The organism is Polaribacter marinivivus, assembly GCF_042651285.1.
Taxonomy (GTDB): Bacteria; Bacteroidota; Bacteroidia; order Flavobacteriales; family Flavobacteriaceae; genus Polaribacter; species Polaribacter marinivivus.
Window position 1 is genome coordinate 1,130,611 of the sequence record NZ_JBHSCY010000001.1, and the last position, 18,304, is coordinate 1,148,914.

General features: G+C 29.6%; 16 protein-coding genes. 5 read left to right on the plus strand and 11 right to left on the minus strand.

Annotation, left to right across the window (positions count from 1 at the left end; genetic code table 11):
- Nucleotides 1-36 precede the first annotated feature (36 nt).
- Nucleotides 37-486, minus strand: coding sequence for a nucleoside deaminase (locus ACFOWD_RS05280; protein ID WP_377408715.1), 450 nt, complete (start codon nucleotides 484-486; stop codon nucleotides 37-39).
- Nucleotides 487-541: 55 nt separating this feature from the next.
- On the opposite strand from ACFOWD_RS05280, the gene dxs reads away from it, so the two are divergent.
- Entirely contained in the window at nucleotides 542-2,314 is a 1,773-nt protein-coding gene (gene dxs, locus ACFOWD_RS05285; RefSeq protein ID WP_377408717.1) for a 1-deoxy-D-xylulose-5-phosphate synthase, read from the plus strand.
- 35 nt (nucleotides 2,315-2,349) lie between these two features.
- Here the strand turns inward: dxs and ACFOWD_RS05290 are convergent, their stop codons facing one another.
- From ACFOWD_RS05290 to ACFOWD_RS05310, 5 genes are all read right to left on the minus strand, one after another.
- Complete coding sequence (locus tag ACFOWD_RS05290; RefSeq protein WP_377408719.1) at nucleotides 2,350-5,805, minus strand: WD40/YVTN/BNR-like repeat-containing protein; 3,456 nt, start codon at nucleotides 5,803-5,805, stop codon at nucleotides 2,350-2,352.
- Nucleotides 5,806-5,808: 3 nt separating this feature from the next.
- Nucleotides 5,809-6,228, minus strand: a complete 420-nt coding sequence (locus ACFOWD_RS05295) for a hypothetical protein (RefSeq protein ID WP_377408721.1) — start codon at nucleotides 6,226-6,228, stop codon at nucleotides 5,809-5,811.
- A 29-nt stretch (nucleotides 6,229-6,257) separates the two neighbouring features.
- Entirely contained in the window at nucleotides 6,258-7,595 is a 1,338-nt protein-coding gene (locus ACFOWD_RS05300) for a deoxyguanosinetriphosphate triphosphohydrolase (RefSeq protein ID WP_377408722.1), read from the minus strand.
- Between the two features lie 106 nt (nucleotides 7,596-7,701).
- Nucleotides 7,702-8,712 carry a UDP-glucose 4-epimerase GalE gene (gene galE, locus ACFOWD_RS05305; protein WP_377408724.1) on the minus strand — a complete coding sequence of 337 codons (1,011 nt, stop codon included), beginning with the start codon at nucleotides 8,710-8,712 and terminating at the stop codon, nucleotides 7,702-7,704.
- A 19-nt stretch (nucleotides 8,713-8,731) separates the two neighbouring features.
- Entirely contained in the window at nucleotides 8,732-9,895 is a 1,164-nt protein-coding gene (locus tag ACFOWD_RS05310; RefSeq protein ID WP_377408726.1) for a DegT/DnrJ/EryC1/StrS family aminotransferase, read from the minus strand.
- Between the two features lie 74 nt (nucleotides 9,896-9,969).
- Between ACFOWD_RS05310 and ACFOWD_RS05315 the strand changes: the two genes are divergently transcribed.
- The gene (locus tag ACFOWD_RS05315; RefSeq protein ID WP_377408728.1) at nucleotides 9,970-12,348 is read left to right on the plus strand and encodes a penicillin acylase family protein; all 2,379 of its coding nucleotides are present in this window, start codon (nucleotides 9,970-9,972) and stop codon (nucleotides 12,346-12,348) included.
- 31 nt (nucleotides 12,349-12,379) lie between these two features.
- Complete coding sequence (locus ACFOWD_RS05320; RefSeq protein ID WP_377408730.1) at nucleotides 12,380-12,811, plus strand: hypothetical protein; 432 nt, start codon at nucleotides 12,380-12,382, stop codon at nucleotides 12,809-12,811.
- Between the two features lie 5 nt (nucleotides 12,812-12,816).
- On the opposite strand, the gene ACFOWD_RS05325 is transcribed toward ACFOWD_RS05320, so the two are convergent.
- Genes ACFOWD_RS05325 through ACFOWD_RS05345 form a run of 5 tightly spaced genes read right to left on the minus strand, consistent with a single transcriptional unit; the run spans nucleotide 12,817 to nucleotide 16,746 of the window.
- Nucleotides 12,817-13,563, minus strand: a complete 747-nt coding sequence (locus ACFOWD_RS05325) for a nitroreductase family protein (RefSeq protein ID WP_377408731.1) — start codon at nucleotides 13,561-13,563, stop codon at nucleotides 12,817-12,819.
- 7 nt (nucleotides 13,564-13,570) lie between these two features.
- Complete coding sequence (locus tag ACFOWD_RS05330) at nucleotides 13,571-14,605, minus strand: alkane 1-monooxygenase (protein WP_377408733.1); 1,035 nt, start codon at nucleotides 14,603-14,605, stop codon at nucleotides 13,571-13,573.
- Between the two features lie 31 nt (nucleotides 14,606-14,636).
- A complete protein-coding gene (locus tag ACFOWD_RS05335; protein ID WP_377408735.1) occupies nucleotides 14,637-15,323 on the minus strand; it encodes an RluA family pseudouridine synthase in 687 nt (228 codons plus the stop codon).
- Nucleotides 15,324-15,357: 34 nt separating this feature from the next.
- Nucleotides 15,358-15,969 (minus strand): ribosome biogenesis GTP-binding protein YihA/YsxC, encoded by a 612-nt coding sequence (gene yihA, locus ACFOWD_RS05340; RefSeq protein ID WP_377408736.1) that lies wholly within the window; start codon nucleotides 15,967-15,969, stop codon nucleotides 15,358-15,360.
- Between the two features lie 12 nt (nucleotides 15,970-15,981).
- Nucleotides 15,982-16,746: an alpha/beta fold hydrolase gene (locus ACFOWD_RS05345; protein ID WP_298991593.1), complete on the minus strand. Its 765-nt coding sequence runs from the start codon at nucleotides 16,744-16,746 to the stop codon at nucleotides 15,982-15,984.
- A 203-nt stretch (nucleotides 16,747-16,949) separates the two neighbouring features.
- Between ACFOWD_RS05345 and mraZ the strand changes: the two genes are divergently transcribed.
- Nucleotides 16,950-17,417 (plus strand): division/cell wall cluster transcriptional repressor MraZ, encoded by a 468-nt coding sequence (gene mraZ / locus ACFOWD_RS05350; RefSeq protein ID WP_298991594.1) that lies wholly within the window; start codon nucleotides 16,950-16,952, stop codon nucleotides 17,415-17,417.
- A complete protein-coding gene (rsmH, locus tag ACFOWD_RS05355; RefSeq protein ID WP_377408737.1) occupies nucleotides 17,404-18,303 on the plus strand; it encodes a 16S rRNA (cytosine(1402)-N(4))-methyltransferase RsmH in 900 nt (299 codons plus the stop codon). Before mraZ ends, rsmH begins: the two co-directional genes overlap by 14 nt.
- Nucleotide 18,304 lies beyond the last annotated feature (1 nt).

Genomic DNA, 18,304 nt, shown 5'->3' on the forward strand with positions numbered 1-18,304 from the left:
ATAATATAAAGTTTTATAAAACTTTAACAGATTGAGTTAGTTTAGATTTCTTTTTTGGATAAAAAATCTCTTTAAAATTTGAGAGCATTCATTCTCTAAAACATTACTTACAACAGTAGTTTTAGGATGAAGTTTGGTTTGTAAGTTTATGAACCCTCTTTCTGGTTCAGAAGCGCCAAATACTATTTTTTTGAGTTGTGTCCAGTAACTAGCACCAGCACACATTTGACATGGTTCTAGTGTAACATATAAAACACATTCTTTTAAATATTTACCACCTAAAAAATCAGCAGCAGCAGTAAAAGCTTGCATTTCTGCATGTGCTGTTACATCATTAAGTGTTTCTGTTAAATTGTGAGCTCTTGCTATAATTTGATTGTTTAAAACGATAACTGCACCAACAGGAACCTCACCTTTATCAAAAGCTAAATTAGCTTCTTGTAAGGCTTTTCTCATAAAATATTCATCATCAAAAGGCTGTATCATTTTTAAAAATAAAAAGTAATATTACAAAAATTGAAGTTGTATTTTTGTATTGATTTTGAAAAATTTACTTCATCATATAAAATATCCAGAAGATTTAAGAAAACTAAATCTAGATGAACTACCTAAATTAGCCAAAGAATTAAGGGAGTTTATTATTGATATTGTTGCAACTAAAGAGGGTCATTTAGGAGCTAGTTTAGGTGTTGTGGAATTAACTATTGCCTTACATTATTTGTTTGATACCCCAAATGATATTTTAGTCTGGGATGTTGGTCATCAAGCTTATGGACATAAAATTCTAACAGGTAGAAAAGATATTTTTCATACCAACAGACAATTTGGAGGTATTGCAGGTTTTCCAGCTATAAAAGAAAGTGCTTTTGATGCTTTTGGTGTTGGCCATTCATCAACATCCATTTCTGCTGTTTTAGGAATGGCAATTGCTTCTAATTTAAAAGGAGAAAGAGATAAACATCATATTGCTGTTATTGGAGATGCATCAATTGCTAGTGGTATGGCTTTTGAAGCGTTAAATCATGCTGGAGTTTCTAAAGCAAATATTCTTATTATTTTAAATGATAATGCTATTGGTATAGATCCTTCAGTGGGTGCTTTAAAAGAATACTTAACTAAAGTAAAAACAGATAAAAGGTTAGCAGTACAAAATAATATTATTAAAGCCTTAAACTTTGATTATTCAGGCCCAATTGATGGTCATGATTTGCCAAAATTGATAAACGAATTAAATAGATTAAAAACTATAAAAGGACCTAAGTTTTTGCATGTTATCACAAAAAAAGGAAAAGGGTTACAAAAGGCAGAAGAAGATCAAGTTACCTATCATTCACCTGGTAAATTCGATAAAATCTCGGGAGAACGTATTATAAAGAATGAAGAAGGTTTTACAAAATATCAAGATGTTTTTGGTAAAACCATTGTAGAATTAGCTAGAGAAAATAAAGATATTGTAGCAATAACACCTGCAATGTTAACAGGTAGTTCTTTAAAGTATATGTTACAAGAATACCCTAATAGAACTTTTGATGTTGGCATAGCAGAACAACATGCTGTTACTTTAGCTGCTGGTTTTGCAACTCAAGGGCTAGTTCCTTTTTGTGCTATTTATTCTACTTTTTTACAACGTGCTTATGACCAAGTTATACATGATGTTGCTTTACAAAATTTACCAGTAATTTTTTGTATTGATAGAGCAGGTTTAGTTGGTGAAGATGGTGCTACACATCATGGAGTTTTTGATATTGCTTATTTAAGAGCTATTCCTAATTTAATTATAGTGTCACCAAGAAACGAAATTGAATTACGTAATATTTTATATACAGCTCAATTAGGTTTAGAAAATCCTATTGCTATTCGTTACCCAAGAGGTTATGGAAAAATAAAAGAATGGAATACACCTTTTCAAAAAATTGAAATTGGTAAAGGAGAACAATTAAAAGAAGGCAATTCTTTAGCTATTTTATCTGTAGGAACTTTATCAAATTTAGTTTCAGAAGCCATTCAGTTAGCTACAAATAGTGATGAAATTGCACATTTTGATATGCGATTTGTAAAACCTTTAGACGAACAATTACTTCACAAGATTTTAAAAAAATATAAGAGAATTATAACTGTTGAAGATGGTACTGTAAAAGGTGGATTTGGAAGCGCAATTTTAGAATTTATTTCAGAACACAAGTACAAAAATGAAGTAGAATTATTAGGTGTACCTGACGAATTTATTGAGCATGGAAGTATGAAAGACTTATTAAAAAAAGTAAGTTTAGATCTTAATGGCTTATCAAGTTTTATACAAAAGAAAAGGCACTAAAATAGTGCCTTTTCTTTTGTATAAAACTATGCAGTTTATTTGATAATTATTTTTCTAGAAATTCTAATATTAGAATCACCATTTATATTCACAAAATAAACACCTGGCTTAGCAGTTACATTTACTTTTTGTTCGTTAACAAAAGTGAAATTAACTTTGTCATTAAAGATTACTTTACCAGTAATATCTGTAATATTCACTTTAGCTTCACCTAATTTGTTGTTTCCGAAAATCGTAAAATTACCATTAGAAATTGTTGGGTAAATTACCAAGTCTTTTTTATCTTCTATTACTTCTCTTAATGAAGCTGTTGTAGCATTAATAGACTTTATAAACCAACCAGAAGCATTAACATTAGCATCTGAAACTAATTTAAATCTAAACACATAGGTATCTCCTGTATTTAAGCCTTTATTAGATAAATTAATTTTTTGAGATTTCAAGATGGTTTCATCTAAGAATCCAAAATTGTTATAAAAATCTAACCAGTCAGAAAATCTTCTGGCATCATATTTATCAATAGTTATCCAATTTTCTAAATCGCTTGAAGCTTCAATACTTACATAATCATAAAATTGATTTAAATCTGAAGTAGGATTATCAAATGGTTCAACAATAGCAGCATCTACATATTCTAATGCATTATTAGAAGAGGTTAATGTTAATGGCTTTTTTAATATAAAAGCGTGTGTTGTGTTATTTGCGTAAGGTATTGTTGCAGTATTAATTAAAGGATCTACAAAGAACTGTGCATTATCTACTTTAAAGGTATTATCAAAAATGTAAATATCATTTAAAGTAAATTCAGCAATAGATAAATTTGTAGATGCATTTTCATAATCAATTATGTGTACTTCTATTTCTTTAGTTTGTGTAGATAAAGATACACTATCATCAAATAATTGAACACCAATTGTGTGTTTACCTTCTGTTAAATCTTCAGTTTCAAACTGGTAAGTTGTAGTTGTATCAAAAGTCTGAGAAACTTCAGATTTTTCTACACCATCAACAAATATTTTAGCTCTTGTTACAGCATCAGTTGTAGCATTATAAGAAACCACAGCTTTAAAACTATCTATAGATTTTTGTCTTGCTGTTACATCTGGTGAAGTTAAGTAACTTGGTAATGTATAGTTGCTTAACTCACTTAAAGTAGCTGTCCAAATACCTCTACCATGTGTTGCAAATACAACTTGATCATTAACAATTTTCATTTCAAAAATTGCGACAGAAATAAAATCGTTTCTTAAGTTCCAACTAGCACCACCATCTGTAGTTTCCAATAGACCTATATCTGTACCTACCCATAAAACATCTTTATCAAATGGCATTTCTAATAAACAGTGTACTTTTACATCTGGAAAACCTCTGTCAACTCCTGATTCAAAACCAGAAATATCCGTCCATGTAGTACCTAAATCTTCTGTTTTTAAAACTTTTGGGCGATTGCCTGATGAGAATAAAGCATAAGCTCTGTTTTCTTCTGTTGGAGATGTTGCTATACCAGAGATAAATAAGTTATGACTATCAATTGGATTGTCATAAGTGCTTGCTGGTGTAAATGTTTGACCATTATCTTGAGAAACATGTAAAACAAAAGAACCACTTTCTGTCATTGCTGAACCTGCCCAAACTATATTTGGGTTAGCTACTGATACTTCAACATTTAAAGTACTTGTAGAATTAGGGGCAAAACTAGAAGGAATAGAACTTAGGTTCCAATTACTTCCAAAATCTATAGATCTCCATACTCCATTAGAAGAAATCGCAAATACTACATCTGGGTTATTATCTGCATTTGAAAGTTTTGAATAAAAAGGAGATAAACTGCTATTACCAGCATCTGGAAAAGATACTAATCGTCCACTATTATTAATGTATTGTCCAATATTACCATAACTTTGAGATGCCACAATAAAGTCTCCTGGATTATTATAATGCCAAACTGCTTCAAAACCATCACCACCTAATATTCTTTGATAAGAAGTTGTTTTACTTGTATTATTAGTTGTAGAAATCCATGAACCATTATCTTGTGCACCAGCTATATAATTATCTGCTCCATTTTGTTTAGTAGCTCCGTAAAATTGTGTACTATTTTTAGAAATACTATCATCAGACCAATCTCCTTGAGATGCTCCTGGGTCTGTTTCAAATGCAGTACTGTATACACCACCATCATTCGTTAGTAGAATTCTAAATTCTTGTGCATTACTACCTAAAATATAGTCCATTCCATGCTGATCTACATGGACACCAGTATTAATTTGTGAGCTATCATAGCCAGAAGCAATAGATGTAAAAGTGAAAGTATCATTAGTTTCATCTACTGTTACTTTAAAAACAGCAACACCTCCCACATAGAAAATATTTTTATCAAAAGGATGTGCCATTATTATATTATCATACCAACCTTGTCCAGTAATTAAGTTAGAAGCACTGCCTGTTTCAATTGGATTTAGGGAAGTGAAAGTAGCTCCCTTATCTTTAGAAACATAAAAGTCTGTATTTACAGATTTACCTCCACTTGGCGAATAAACACTTAAATATACATAATTGTTATCTACAGGTGAAATAGAAAGTTCAAATCTAGAATGACTACCGTTAAAAACATTTCTGTCAAAAACTAAAGACCAAGTATCACCTCCATCAGTACTTTTTACAATACCAACATTTCTTAAAGAACCATACTGAATGTTAAAATCTGAAGGATCTGCATCTAAATCTTGTACCCAAGCTCCACTTGAATCGTATGTGTTTACCCAAGTTGTACCACCATCAGTAGTTTTATAAATACCAGTTTGTGTCCCAATTAATACTGTGTTTTTATCTGTTGGGTCAATAATCATTCTACCAACATCACCAAAATTTGCAGTAGCAGGTAAATTAGACCAAGTAGCACCACCATCTGTAGTTTTAAAAACACCAGAACCACCAATAGCACCTAAATTACCAAAAGGCTCTCCTGTACCAACATATAAAGTGTTTTTATCTTGTGGACTTATAACAATTACAGAAGTTGATAAATTAGGAATTTTACCATCTGTTAAATTAACCCAAGAAGTACCTTGATTTTCTGTTAACCAAATACCACCACCAACACTACCTACAAACCATCTATTTTTGTTTGTTGGATCTATAGCAATTCCTCTTGTTCTTCCAGGTACATTAAAAGGACCTCTTTCTATAAAAACTGCATTTGGAGACGCACTATTTTTTGCTTGATTATTAGACTTTAATTTTGCTTTATTAAATTCTTTATAAATATAGCCAGGTTCATAAGAAGACTTTGTTTCTCCAATAGGTGTGCTGATTTCTCTATAGTAATCAGCCATATGTTCTATACCTTTTTTATGGCGTTTGCTAGGGTCTTTTTTTACTTTTTTATAAGTAACTTTTTTAATTTTTACTTCTTCATTGTTTTTTGAGCAAGAAGTAATTAGAAGAGTTGTTAAAATTGCAATATAAATTGCAGAATTTCTAAATTTCATTTACTAGTTTTTAATTTTGATTATTTTATAAGAACTGTCTTTGTTTTCTTTGGTTGAGTTATTGTTTAGAACAGAATCATCATCTTCTTTTACTATGCCAACATGTAAATATCCAATTAATTCTGTATTAGTATGCCATGTTAATTTTGTACCAATAAAAGAGCTATCTAAAACTGTTTCTTTAGTTGAAATGTCTATTACTTTAAACTTAAAATTTTTAACTACTTCTATATTTTTAGAATACTCTAAAACTAATAAGTACGTACTGTCTTGATTATAAGTCTTTTCAGTAACTAATTTAGTTTCCATAGTAATTTCTTTATTTTCATTAGTCTTTGTAACTTCTTTAGACTTACAAGCAAATGCAAATAAAAAAATAGTTATAAGTAAATAATAATTCGATTTTTTTGGAATAAACTTCATCTCGTAAAAATAAGGCTTAAAGAAATTATTTATATAATGTAACCTGTTAATTTTTTATGCATTCTAATAGCATAACTATCAGACATTCTAGAAACATAATTGCAAATTTGCATAATTCTTACATATAAAATATCACTATCTTGTTGATATTCAATAGGTAATAAGTTTAAAACTAATTTATCATAACTAGTTTGTTTGTTGTTATATTTATTGTTTAGTGCTGTTATAAAGGTGTCTAATAAATCAGCAATTACTCTATAACCAGAAACTTCTTTTTCTATTACTTCTTTACTTTTATATATTTTGTCTACACTAATTTTTATAATATCATTAATTTGAGCTTCGTACTTACATCTATCTAATAAAGACTTTTCGAATTCACCATTTAATATTTTTTCTTCATTATCTAAAAAGATATTTACAGCTTCATTTATTAAAACCCCAATAGCTAAGGCTCTTAAATAACTAACTCTATCTTTTTTAATTTTTAATGAATGATATTTTTTAATATCAATAGTGTCTTTCACTAATTTAATCATATACTCAAGTGCAAATTCTTCATCTATTAGACCAAGATTTATACCATCTTCAAAATCTATGATTGTGTAGCATATATCATCTGCAGCTTCTACTAAATAAGCTAAAGGATGTCTAAAATAAGAAATTGACTCGTTTGATTTTCTTAGCAAACCAAGTTCATCAACAACTTCTAAAAAAGCATCTTTTTCTGATTGAAAAAAACCATACTTTTTATCTACAATGTGTTGAGTTGGTTTTTTAGGTAAACTTTCTTTTGGGTATTTTAAAAAAGCACCTAAAGTTGCATAGCTTAAACGCAAGCCACCAGAGATACCTTCTCTTGTTTCTGTAAGAATTTTAAATCCGTTTGCATTACCTTCAAAATCTATTAAGTCTTGGTATTCTTTATCTGTTAAATCATTTTTAAATTGAGAACCTTTACCTGATTTAAAATACTCTCCAATAGCTTTTTCTCCTGAATGACCAAAAGGAGGATTGCCTATATCATGCATTACAGATGCTGCAGCTACAATAGCTCCAAAGTCATTAAATGTATGCCCTAATTCTTTTAGGTTTGGATGACGCTCTAACAATACTTTACCTACTTTTCTTCCTAGAGTTCTACCAACAACAGAAACTTCTAAACTATGGGTTAAACGAGTATGTACAAAGTCGGTTTCTGAAAGGGGAATAACTTGAGTTTTATCTTGTAAACTTCTAAAAGCAGATGAGAAAATAATTCTATCAAAATCTACTTCAAAACCCAATCTAGTTTCATCTTGTTGTGCTCTAATACGTTTTTGAGTATCGCCAAAACGTTTTAAAGAAAGGAGTTGTTCCCAATTCATTATTTGCTGAATTATTTCAGTATTATTTTTTAAGTTCTCGAAAATACAAAAAAAGAGAAGCAAATTTGCTTCTCTTTATAGATATTATTTATGGTTTTTCTAAATATTATTTTTGTTGTAATTGCCATTTCCATGCAGAAGCTAATGCTTCTTCTAAACTCTTTTCTGTTTTCCAGTTTAGTTCTCTGTTTGCAGTTGTAGTATCTGCATAAGAAGCCATAACATCTCCTGGTCTTCTATCAACAATTTTATAATTAAGTTTTAAGTTGTTTACTTTTTCAAAAGTTTTAATCACTTCTAAAACAGAAGTTCCTTTTCCTGTACCAACATTAAAATATTCAAAAGATTTTTTATTGTCTTTGTTTAGCAGTCTTTTTAAAGCAGCTATATGTGCTTTTGCTAAGTCTACAACATGAATATAATCACGAATTGCTGTGCCATCTTCTGTTGGGTAATCATCGCCAAAAACAGACAATTGTTCACGAATACCAGCTGCTGTTTGAGTTACAAAAGGAATTAAATTTGCTGGAACACCTAAAGGTAATTCTCCAATTTTTGCTGTTTCATGAGAACCTATAGGATTAAAATAACGTAGTGCAATCGTATTTATGTTATGAGCATTACTTGCATCTCTAATAATTTCTTCTCCAATTTTTTTTGTGTTACCATAAACAGACTCTGCTTTTTTAACAGGAGCATCCTCAGTTAAAGGTAAACTATCTGCTTCACCATAAACAGTTGCAGAAGACGAAAAGATAAAATTATCTAGATTTCTATCTTTTATTTCTTGTAATAAATAGATTAAAGAACTTAAATTATTTTCATAATAATCTAAAGGTTTCTCCATACTTTCTCCAACAGCTTTAAAAGCTGCAAAGTGTATAATTCCGTCTACTTTATTATTATCAAAAAAAGTTTTTAAATCACTTTTACTTCTTACGTCTAAATTATAATAGTCTGGTTTTTTACCTGTGATTTCTGTAATGCTATCTAGAACAGAAATAGTTGTGTTAGATAAATTGTCTATAATAACTACATCAAAACCTTCGTTTTGTAGTTCTACAACTGTATGAGAACCTATGAAGCCTAGACCTCCAGTCACTAAAATTTTTTTCATTTATTGATTTTTATAGGGGTTATTTAATAAAATTATTTATAGTTTCTGTGATAAAAGTTAATTGCTCATTATCTAATTCTGTATGCATAGGTAATGATATCACATTTTTAATTAAATCGTTTGTCACTGGAAAATCAGCTTCATTATACCTATCATCTTTATATGCTTTTTGAGCATGCAGAGCTACAGGGTAATAAATAGCATTTGGTATTTCTTTTTCTAATAAATGTTGATGCAGTTCATCTCTTTTACCATTAGTTATCTGAAGGGTATATTGATGAAAAACATGACAGTCACAAACCTCACAAATCTGTCCACAATTTTTAGTTGCATTCGATTTTGTAGTTGGAGTAATAATGTTAGGATTATTTGCAAAAGCATTATTGTAAAAACGAGCTGCATTTCTACGTGCATTACAATAACTGTCTAAATGAGGTAGTTTAGCTTTTAAAACTCCTGCTTGAATAGAATCTAGCCTTGAATTTACACCTACAACATCATGATAATAACGTGTATACATTCCATGATTTACTATTCCTCTAATAGTATGTGCTAATTCATCATCATTTGTAAAAATAGCTCCTCCATCTCCATAACAACCTAAATTTTTAGAAGGGAAAAAAGAAGTAGTACCTACATTACCAATAGTTCCTGCTTTTTGCTTTCTACCATCTTTAAATGTGTAATTTGCACCTATTGCTTGTGCATTATCTTCAATTATATATAAATTGTGTTCTTTTGCAATTTCTAAAATGGCATCCATGTTAGCAACTTGTCCAAATAAATGTACAGGTACAATTGCTTTTGTTCTTGGTGTAATAGCTTTTTTTACAGCCTCAATATCTATATTAAAAGTATCTGGTTCTACATCAACTAAAACAGGAGTTAATTGTAACAAAGCAATTACTTCTACAGTAGCTGCAAATGTAAAATCTGCAGTAATTACTTCATCACCTGGTTGTAACCCTAAACCCATCATTGCAATTTGCAAAGCATCAGTTCCGTTTGCACAAGGGATAACATGTTTAACCTCTAAATAATCCTCTAAATCTTTTTGAAAATCTTTTACTAAAGGACCATTTATATATGTTGAGGTATCTAAAACCGATTGTATAGAAGTATCTACTGTTTCTTTTATTTGTTGATATTGACCTTGTAAGTCAACCATTTGAATTTTTTTCATAAAGTCAGAAAATATTGATACTTCAAAAATACAATATAAATTGATTAACTTTGAAATCATCAAAAATTTTTCGAATGAAATTTCTTATAAAACTCTTAAAAGTCATAGCAGTTCTATTGATTTTAATTGTAGTAGGTACTTGGTTATACAGTAAAACATATCATCCAAATTATAAAGGAGAATTAGAAATAAATAATCTTTCTGATGAAGTAACTATATATTTTGATGAAATTGGAGTGCCACATATTAATGCAAAAAACCAGAAAGATGCTTATATAGCTTTGGGTTATGTACATGCTCAAGATAGATTGTGGCAAATGGAGTTAATTAGAAGAATTGCTCCTGGAAGATTGTCTGAAATTTTTGGAAAAGATTTATTAGAAACTGATGTTTTCTTTGCTGGTTTAGGTATAGAAGAAGCTTCAGAAAAATCGATTGCAAAATTAGATACATCTTCTGAAGCTTATCTCATGAGTATGGCTTATTTAGAAGGTGTAAATCAATATTTGAACGAAGGTAAAATGCCTTTAGAATTTGATTTGGTTGGTATTAAAAAAGAGAAGTATACCTTAAAAGATATTTATAATGTTTTTGGTTATATGTCTTTTAGTTTCGCAGTTGCGCACAAAACAGACCCATTACTTACAGAAATTAAAGAAAAATTAGGTACCCCATATTTTAATGAATTAATGTCTGCTTTTGATAAAAACCTAACTATTAATAAAACTGAAATACAACCTATTAAAGCTGAAATGTCTAAAGCTGTAAGTAAAATTATGGATAATTTACCTGTATCTGCATTTATAGGTAGTAACTCTTGGGTAATTGCACCAGAAAAAACAAAAAACGGAAAAGTTTTGTTTGCAAATGATCCTCATATTGGTTTTGCACAACCCTCTGTTTGGTATCAGAATCATATTAAAACACCAGATTACGAAATTTATGGGTACAATATTGCTTTAATGCCTTTTCCTTTGTTAGGTCATAACAGAGATTATGCTTATGGTTTAACCATGTTAGCTAATGACGATTTAAACTTTTATATCGAAGAAAATAATCCAGATAATGCTAATCAATATAAAACAGTTGATGGATTTAAAGATTATGAAATTAGAACAAAGACCATTAAAATTAAAGATAAAAAAGATACCACTTTTCAGGTGAAAGTGAGTAAACATGGTCCAATAATGAATGGTTTAAATCGTAATATTTCTGATGATAGACCTATAGCTATGAATTGGATGTACACCTATTTAGAAAACGAAATGCTAAATGTTGCTCATGGTATTTCTCATGCAAAATCTCTTGAGAATTTTAGAGCTTCTGTAGCAAAAATTCATGCACCAGGTTTAAATGTAATGTATGGTGATGCTAAAGATAATATTGCTTGGTTTGCTGCTGCAAAGTTATATCAACTTAGAGATAGTGTTTCTTCTAAAACCTATTTAGATGGAGCTTCTGGTAAGGATGAAATTTTAGAAATTTTACCTTTTGAAGAAAATCCACAAGCGATTAATCCAAGCAGAAATTATGTGTATTCTGCTAATCATCAACCAGATTCTGTAAGAGGTAAATTGTATCCTGGATATTATCAACCAGAAGACAGATCTAAAAGAATTGTAGAATTATTAGAAGCAAAAAATGATTTTACAAAAGAAGATGTTGCAAAAATGATTTATGATGTAAAATCTTCTAATGTCTCCCAAATTGCTAACGATTTATTAGCAATTGTAAATGACTCAGATTTTTCGGTTTCTCAGAAAAAAGCTGTTTCTATTTTAAAAAATTGGGATGGAACTTATTCAAAAACTGCAGTAGGTGCAACTATTTACAATCGCTTTTTATACGAGTTTTTAGTAAATACTTTTAAAGATGAATTGGGAGATGGATTTGAATTATTTATCAATTCGCAATTACAAGACCAAGTTTTACCAAATCAAATTAGTAGAGAAAATTCGATTTGGTGGGACAATATAAATAGTAAGAATAAAACAGAAACTAGAGCAGAAATTGTGACAACTTCATTTAAAAATGCGTTTTCATTTTTAGAAAATCAATTAGGTGCAAATGTAGAAGACTGGTTATGGAAAAGGGTTATTTCTATAGAGCACGAACATGCTATTGGTAAAGCTGGAGGTGTATTACGTAAGTTCTTTAATGTAGGGCCTTTTGAAACTATTGGTGGTAATGAAGTAATTAATAATCAAATTTTTAAATTAGATAGCACTGGAGTTTATAAAATTACAGCTGGCCCTTCAACTAGAAGAGTTATCGATTTTTCTGATATAGAAAACTCTTTATCTATTTTACCTACAGGACAATCAGGTAGAGTGTTTAGTCCATATTACAAAGACCAAGCACAAAAGTTTGTGGATGGTGAGTTTGTAAAGATGAGCCTAAATAAAGATGAAATTAAGCGTTCTAAAAATAAATTGATTTTTAAGAAGAGATAATTTTTTTTATATTTAAATAAATAAAGTTATAATGTTAAGAAAAATAATATTTAGCGTAACTTTTTTAATTTTCATTACAAGTAGTTATGCTCAAAAACAAACCACTTCTGCAGACTTTTCAGAACCATTTAAAATTGCTTTTAATAATTTTACATCAAAAACTGTTTGGGTAGCAGTTCGTTACAAAACGACAAGTGGTTCTTGGAGAACTAAGTATTGGTTTAAGTATAAACCATATGAAAAGGATAAAAATAACAAAACGTTTGTTATCAAAACATTCAATAGGTATTTTTATTATTTTGCTCGAACTAAATCAAATTACAATGGATCTTATTCTGTTTGGAAAGGAAGAGATAATTATCGAAAAGTAGATGGAAAACAAGTAGGAATGAAGGAGATTTATTTGAGTAAAAGTATCTTCAGCAAGCCTAGAGGTCAAACTTATTACATTGATTTGAAGTAAAGTTTTTATGAGTTGTCGATTTTGTGATAAACTTCCTCAAAAGGAATTCGAAAACGTTCTCCATAAACACCTTCTGGTTTTCTAATGCCACATGAAACAATCATGTTTATTTCTGCTCCAAAAGGGATGCCTAATAATCGTTTTACTCTTAAGGTATCAGAACCTTCCATTGGGCAAGTGTCATAACCTTCTGCAGCCATAGATAGCATAAAAGTTTGGGCAGCCAAACCGCAAGTTTTATGAGCTACAATTCGCATATCAGACTCTCTAACTTGTCTGTATATAGGTTTAAAAAGTCCGATGACAGAGATCATAATGTATTTTAAAAAACCTAAAATGCCTAAAAAATCTCCATAAGCAAAAGGAATAATTTTTCCATAATAATTGCGTGCTACTTTTTCTCTGCTACTTTGCGCTGCTTTAGGAGTATTAGCTCCGAAATTTTTATCAATAAATTGTAAATTGCTTTTAGCTCTCTTTCTCCATAAATCTTTTCTCGTTACAAAAACCACTAATTGTTGTGCTGTTCTTGCTGCATTTTGATTAAAACAAAAAGGTGCAATTTTAGCAATAGTTTCTTTAGAAGTTACATGATAAAATTCCCACAATTGCATGTTACTACTATTAGGAGCTAAAGAAGCTTGCTCAATACATTTTTTTACAATAGCAGTATCAATTGGTTTTTCTGCATCGTAAACTCTTACTGAACGTCTATGTTGTATAGCTTCAGAAACTGTTTTTTCTGTTGACATAAATTATTTATGAGATTTGTTTAAGTTTTTTATTCATTACCCAAAACCAAAGAGGAGGAAAGAATGAGAGTAACATCATTCCTGGATAACCAGTTGGCATTTGCGGACTTTCTGGAAGTGATTTTAATAATTGATAATGCTTACTTCCATTATAATGATGATCTGAATGACGAGATAAATTAAATAACAACACTTGCCCAACTTGATGATCAGAATTCCAAGAATGATTTCTTTTTACGCGTTCATATCGTCCATGTTCGTTTTGTTTACGTAACAATCCATAATGCTCAATATAATTAACAGTTTCTAATAAGATAATACCAGAAATAGCAGCTGCTAAAAAAGCAAAAAGAACAAATTGACCAAAAATTAAATAAATACTAACCAATAAAATGATATTACAAAGTGTGTAAATAACCATTCTATTTTGATGATGAAACCAAGACCTACCCAATTCTTTCATTCGCTTATTTTCTAAACTCCAAGCTTGAAAATAACTTGTAAAGTGAGAACGAATCCAAAAGATAAATAAGATTTCATTTTTTCTTGCAGTTGCAGCATCCTTTGGAGTAGCTACATTATAATGATGCCCTCCATTATGATAAGGTAAAAAGTGTGTATTTAAAGAGGTAAGCAATAAAATTTCACCAATAAATTCGTCAAATCTATTATTTCTATGACCTAACTCGTGACCAACATTTATACCAATAACACCACACATAATACCCATTGCAAAAATGCGTCCAGTTATTTCTCCATTGGTTAAATTTGGTTCTTGAATTGCGTAAAAAAAGAATATTAAAAAACAAATTTGAATAGGTAATGTTAAGTATAATAGATAGGTGTATAGCTTATTTTCTTTTTCTAATTTCTCCTCATCTTTTGTGAAATTTTCTTTATTAGGTTTTATAAAAAACTCTAAAAAAGGTACTAAACCAAAGAAAACAATTGCAGGTAAATGCGTTAACCATACTTTACTTGTAAAAGATATGTATACAACTATTGGAAGTATTAAAATTGAAAAATATTTAAGAGCTTTCATATAACTAAATATTACTTTCTAAAGATAGTAATTAGTTACAAGCGTTCCAAATTACATCATTTGGTGTGGGTGCAATTAAAGAAATCTGCTCTTTAGAAACAGGATGAATGAATTCGATTTTTCTAGCATGTAAATGGATGCTACCATCCTTATTGCTTCTATTAAAACCGTATTTTAAATCTCCTTTAATTGGAAACCCAATTGCAGATAATTGAGCTCTAATTTGATGATGTCTACCTGTTTCTAAATCAATTTCTAACAAAGAATAATTATCTAATTTTTGAATTACTTGATAATGTAGAACTGCTCTTTTAGAACCCGAAATTTCATGTTGATATACAGAAGATTTATTGTTTTTTGGATTCTTTTTTAAAAAGTTAATAAGTGTGTCTTTTTCTTTTTTTGGACATCCTTTTACAATTGCCCAGTAGGTTTTATTTATTTTCTTATCTCTCAACATTTTGTTTAAACGTTCTAGAGCTTTAGAAGTTCTTGCAAAAATAATGACGCCAGAAGTAGGTCTGTCTAATCTATGTACAACACCTAAATACACATTACCAGGCTTATTAAATTTTGTTTTAATATAATTTTTTACAACATCACTTAATGGTTTATCCCCAGTCTTATCTCCTTGGGTAATATCTCCTGAACGTTTATTAACAATGATAATATGATTATCCTCAAAAAGTACTTGTAAGTTGTCTTTGTTAGAATGCATTATAAATTGTTGTTTAGGCTTATGTAAATTTAACTTACTTAAAGTTATCTTTTACATCTTCGTTTACACCATCTATAAATTCTAAGAATTCTTTCCTACCCATTCCAGTGGATGAAGATGTAATAAAAGAAGTAGGTACAGACTCCCAATGATTTAATAACTTCTTTTTGTATGAAGTAATTTGCTTGTTTAATTTAGAGCTACCTAATTTGTCAGCTTTCGTAAAAACAATACAGAATGGAAGTTGATTTTCACCTAAAAAACGCATAAAATCTAAGTCTATTTTTTGAGGATCGTGTCTAGAATCTATCAAAACAAAAGTGCAGACTAATTGTTCTCTTTCTTTAAAATAATTCTCTATAAAATATTGGAATATTTGACGCTTTTTTTTAGAAACTTGAGCATAACCATAACCAGGTAAATCTACTAAAAACCACTCGTCATTTATTTTGAAATGATTGATTAGCTGTGTCTTACCAGGTTTTCCAGAAATTTTAGCTAAATCTTTACGCTCCATCAACATATTTATTAACGAAGACTTGCCAACATTAGAACGTCCAATAAACGCGTACTCTGGAATTCTGTCTTTTGGAGCATTAATAACATTGCTATTACTCATTACAAAGTCAGCAGATTTAATTTTCACAGCAAATAAATTTTATATGTTTCTAGATACTAACCAATCTTCAAGAATCTTATTAAATTCTTCTGGTCTTTCCATCATAGCAGCATGACCACATTTGTCAATCCAAAATAAATTTGAATCTGGTAATAATTTATTAAAATCATTAGCAACTTCTGGTGGAGTAACATTGTCTTGTTTACCCCAAATTAAACAAGTTGGTTGTTTCATTTCAGGTAAATCATTGGCCATATTATGTCTTATAGCACTTTTTGCAATAGCTAATGTTTTAATAACAGAATTCCTGTCATTTACAATATTGTAAACGTCATCAACAAGTTCTTTTGTGGCAACCTTAGGGTCGTAAAAAACGTCTTTAGTCTTTTGCTCAATATATTCGTAATTTCCTCTTTTTGGAAAACTACCACCCATTGCATTTTCATACAATCCAGAACTTCCAGTTAAAACTAAGGCACTTACTTTTTCTTGATAATGTTTGGTAAAGTACAAAGCAATATGGCCTCCTAAAGAGTTCCCTAAAAGAATAGCATTATCAATTTTTTTATGCTCTAAAAATTCTTTTAAATATTTTGCTAAATTTTTAACGTTGGTTTTAATTAAAGGTAATGTATAAAGAGGTAATTCAGGAATTAAAACCTGATATCCTTTATTAGAAAAATGATTAAAAGTAGCTCCAAAATTACTTAAAGCACCCATTAATCCATGTAAAACAATGATTGCAGGTCCTTCTCCAGCTTCTGCGTATGTAAACTTACCTTCAGTTTTTAACTTGTCAGTCATTGAGTTTTGATTAGTTACTATCAACCGCAAATGTAATTCTTTTTTATAACATACAAAGCCTTTTAAGTGTCAGTGATTTAAGGTTGTTAACATCTTAAAATCTCTTGTATATAAAGGGTATTCTCTGTTTTTATTAACAATGTGGTAAAAAGTGGTAAAAAGTGGTAAAATTTATATATTTTTGAGTTTCTATAGCTATTTTAATGATTAACCTAATTGGTACATACGAATGTAAGGCAGATGCTAAAGGTAGGGTGATGTTTTCATCGGCTTTTAAAAAGCAACTGTCGCCTGTTTTACAAGAAGGTTTTGTGTTAAAAAGAGCGGTTTTTCAACCTTGTCTAGAATTATATCCAATGAAAGAGTGGAATTTAATGATGGAAAAGGTGGGCAAACTAAATAAGTTCAAAAAGAAGAATAATGATTTTATAAGAAGATTTACTGCAGGAGTAAAATTAATTGAATTAGATGCTAGTGGTAGAATTTTAATACCAAAAGATTTATGCGATTTTGCAGGAATTCAAAAGCAAGTAGTGATGTCTTCTTCTATAAATATTATTGAGATTTGGGATAAAGAAAATTATGAAAAAGCCATAAATGAAGCAGCAGATGATTTTGCAGATTTAGCTGAAGAAGTTATGGGTAATACCGATTTTGATGAGTTACCATAATCCAGTTTTATTACATGAAAGTATAGATGGTTTAGCAATTAAAGAAGATGGTGTTTATGTAGATGTCACATTTGGTGGTGGAGGTCATTCAAAAGAAATTTTAAATAGACTAGGTAAAGAAGGAAAATTGTTTGCATTTGATCAAGATCCTGATGCTTTAGAAAATGTTATAGATGATGAAAGGTTTGTGCTAATTCCTGAGAATTTTAGATATATCTCAAGATTTTTAAGATTTCATGGAGTTAGAAAAGTAGATGGTATTTTGGCTGATTTAGGGGTTTCATCTCATCAATTTGATGAAGCAGAAAGAGGTTTTTCGATTCGTTTTGAAGGTGATTTAGATATGAGAATGAATCAAAAGTCTAAAAAATCTGCTAAAGATATTATCAATACGTATTCAGAAGAAAAACTAGCTGAGATATTGTTTTTGTATGGTGAGTTAAGAAATTCTAGAAAAATAGCAAGAACTATTGTTCATGAAAGAAAGAATAAATCTATAGAAACAAGTTTTCAGTTAAAAGAAGTTCTAAAAATGTTTTTACCAAAGGCTAAAGAACATAAAATCTTAGCTCAAATTTTTCAGGCTATTCGTATAGAAGTCAATGAAGAATTAGATGTTTTAAAAGAGTTTTTAGAGCAAATTCCAAATCTTTTAAAAGAAGAAGGTAGGTTAAGTGTAATTTCTTATCACTCTTTAGAAGATAGATTAGTAAAAAGATTTATAAGAACTGGTTTGTTTGAGGGTGAACCTGAAAAAGATATGTTCGGAAATTCAAATGAACCTCTAAAAAAAGTTGGAAAATTAATAGTTCCTTCAAAAGATGAAATTAAAATTAATAATAGAGCAAGAAGTGCAAAATTAAGAATTGCGACTTTAAAAAATTAGA

Bases quoted from the DNA above. Each gene is read 5' to 3' on its own strand.
- ACFOWD_RS05280 (WP_377408715.1), bottom strand. From the start codon at position 486: ATGATACAGCCTTTTGATGATGAATATTTTATGAGAAAAGCCTTACAA.
- ACFOWD_RS05290 (WP_377408719.1), bottom strand. From the start codon at position 5,805: ATGAAATTTAGAAATTCTGCAATTTATATTGCAATTTTAACAACTCTT.
- ACFOWD_RS05295 (WP_377408721.1), bottom strand. From the start codon at position 6,228: ATGAAGTTTATTCCAAAAAAATCGAATTATTATTTACTTATAACTATT.
- ACFOWD_RS05300 (WP_377408722.1), bottom strand. From the start codon at position 7,595: ATGAATTGGGAACAACTCCTTTCTTTAAAACGTTTTGGCGATACTCAA.
- galE (WP_377408724.1), bottom strand. From the start codon at position 8,712: ATGAAAAAAATTTTAGTGACTGGAGGTCTAGGCTTCATAGGTTCTCAT.
- ACFOWD_RS05310 (WP_377408726.1), bottom strand. From the start codon at position 9,895: ATGAAAAAAATTCAAATGGTTGACTTACAAGGTCAATATCAACAAATA.
- ACFOWD_RS05315 (WP_377408728.1), top strand. From the start codon at position 9,970: ATGAAATTTCTTATAAAACTCTTAAAAGTCATAGCAGTTCTATTGATT.
- ACFOWD_RS05320 (WP_377408730.1), top strand. From the start codon at position 12,380: ATGTTAAGAAAAATAATATTTAGCGTAACTTTTTTAATTTTCATTACA.
- ACFOWD_RS05325 (WP_377408731.1), bottom strand. From the start codon at position 13,563: ATGTCAACAGAAAAAACAGTTTCTGAAGCTATACAACATAGACGTTCA.
- ACFOWD_RS05330 (WP_377408733.1), bottom strand. From the start codon at position 14,605: ATGAAAGCTCTTAAATATTTTTCAATTTTAATACTTCCAATAGTTGTA.
- ACFOWD_RS05335 (WP_377408735.1), bottom strand. From the start codon at position 15,323: ATGCATTCTAACAAAGACAACTTACAAGTACTTTTTGAGGATAATCAT.
- ACFOWD_RS05345 (WP_298991593.1), bottom strand. From the start codon at position 16,746: ATGACTGACAAGTTAAAAACTGAAGGTAAGTTTACATACGCAGAAGCT.
- mraZ (WP_298991594.1), top strand. From the start codon at position 16,950: ATGATTAACCTAATTGGTACATACGAATGTAAGGCAGATGCTAAAGGT.
- rsmH (WP_377408737.1), top strand. From the start codon at position 17,404: ATGAGTTACCATAATCCAGTTTTATTACATGAAAGTATAGATGGTTTA.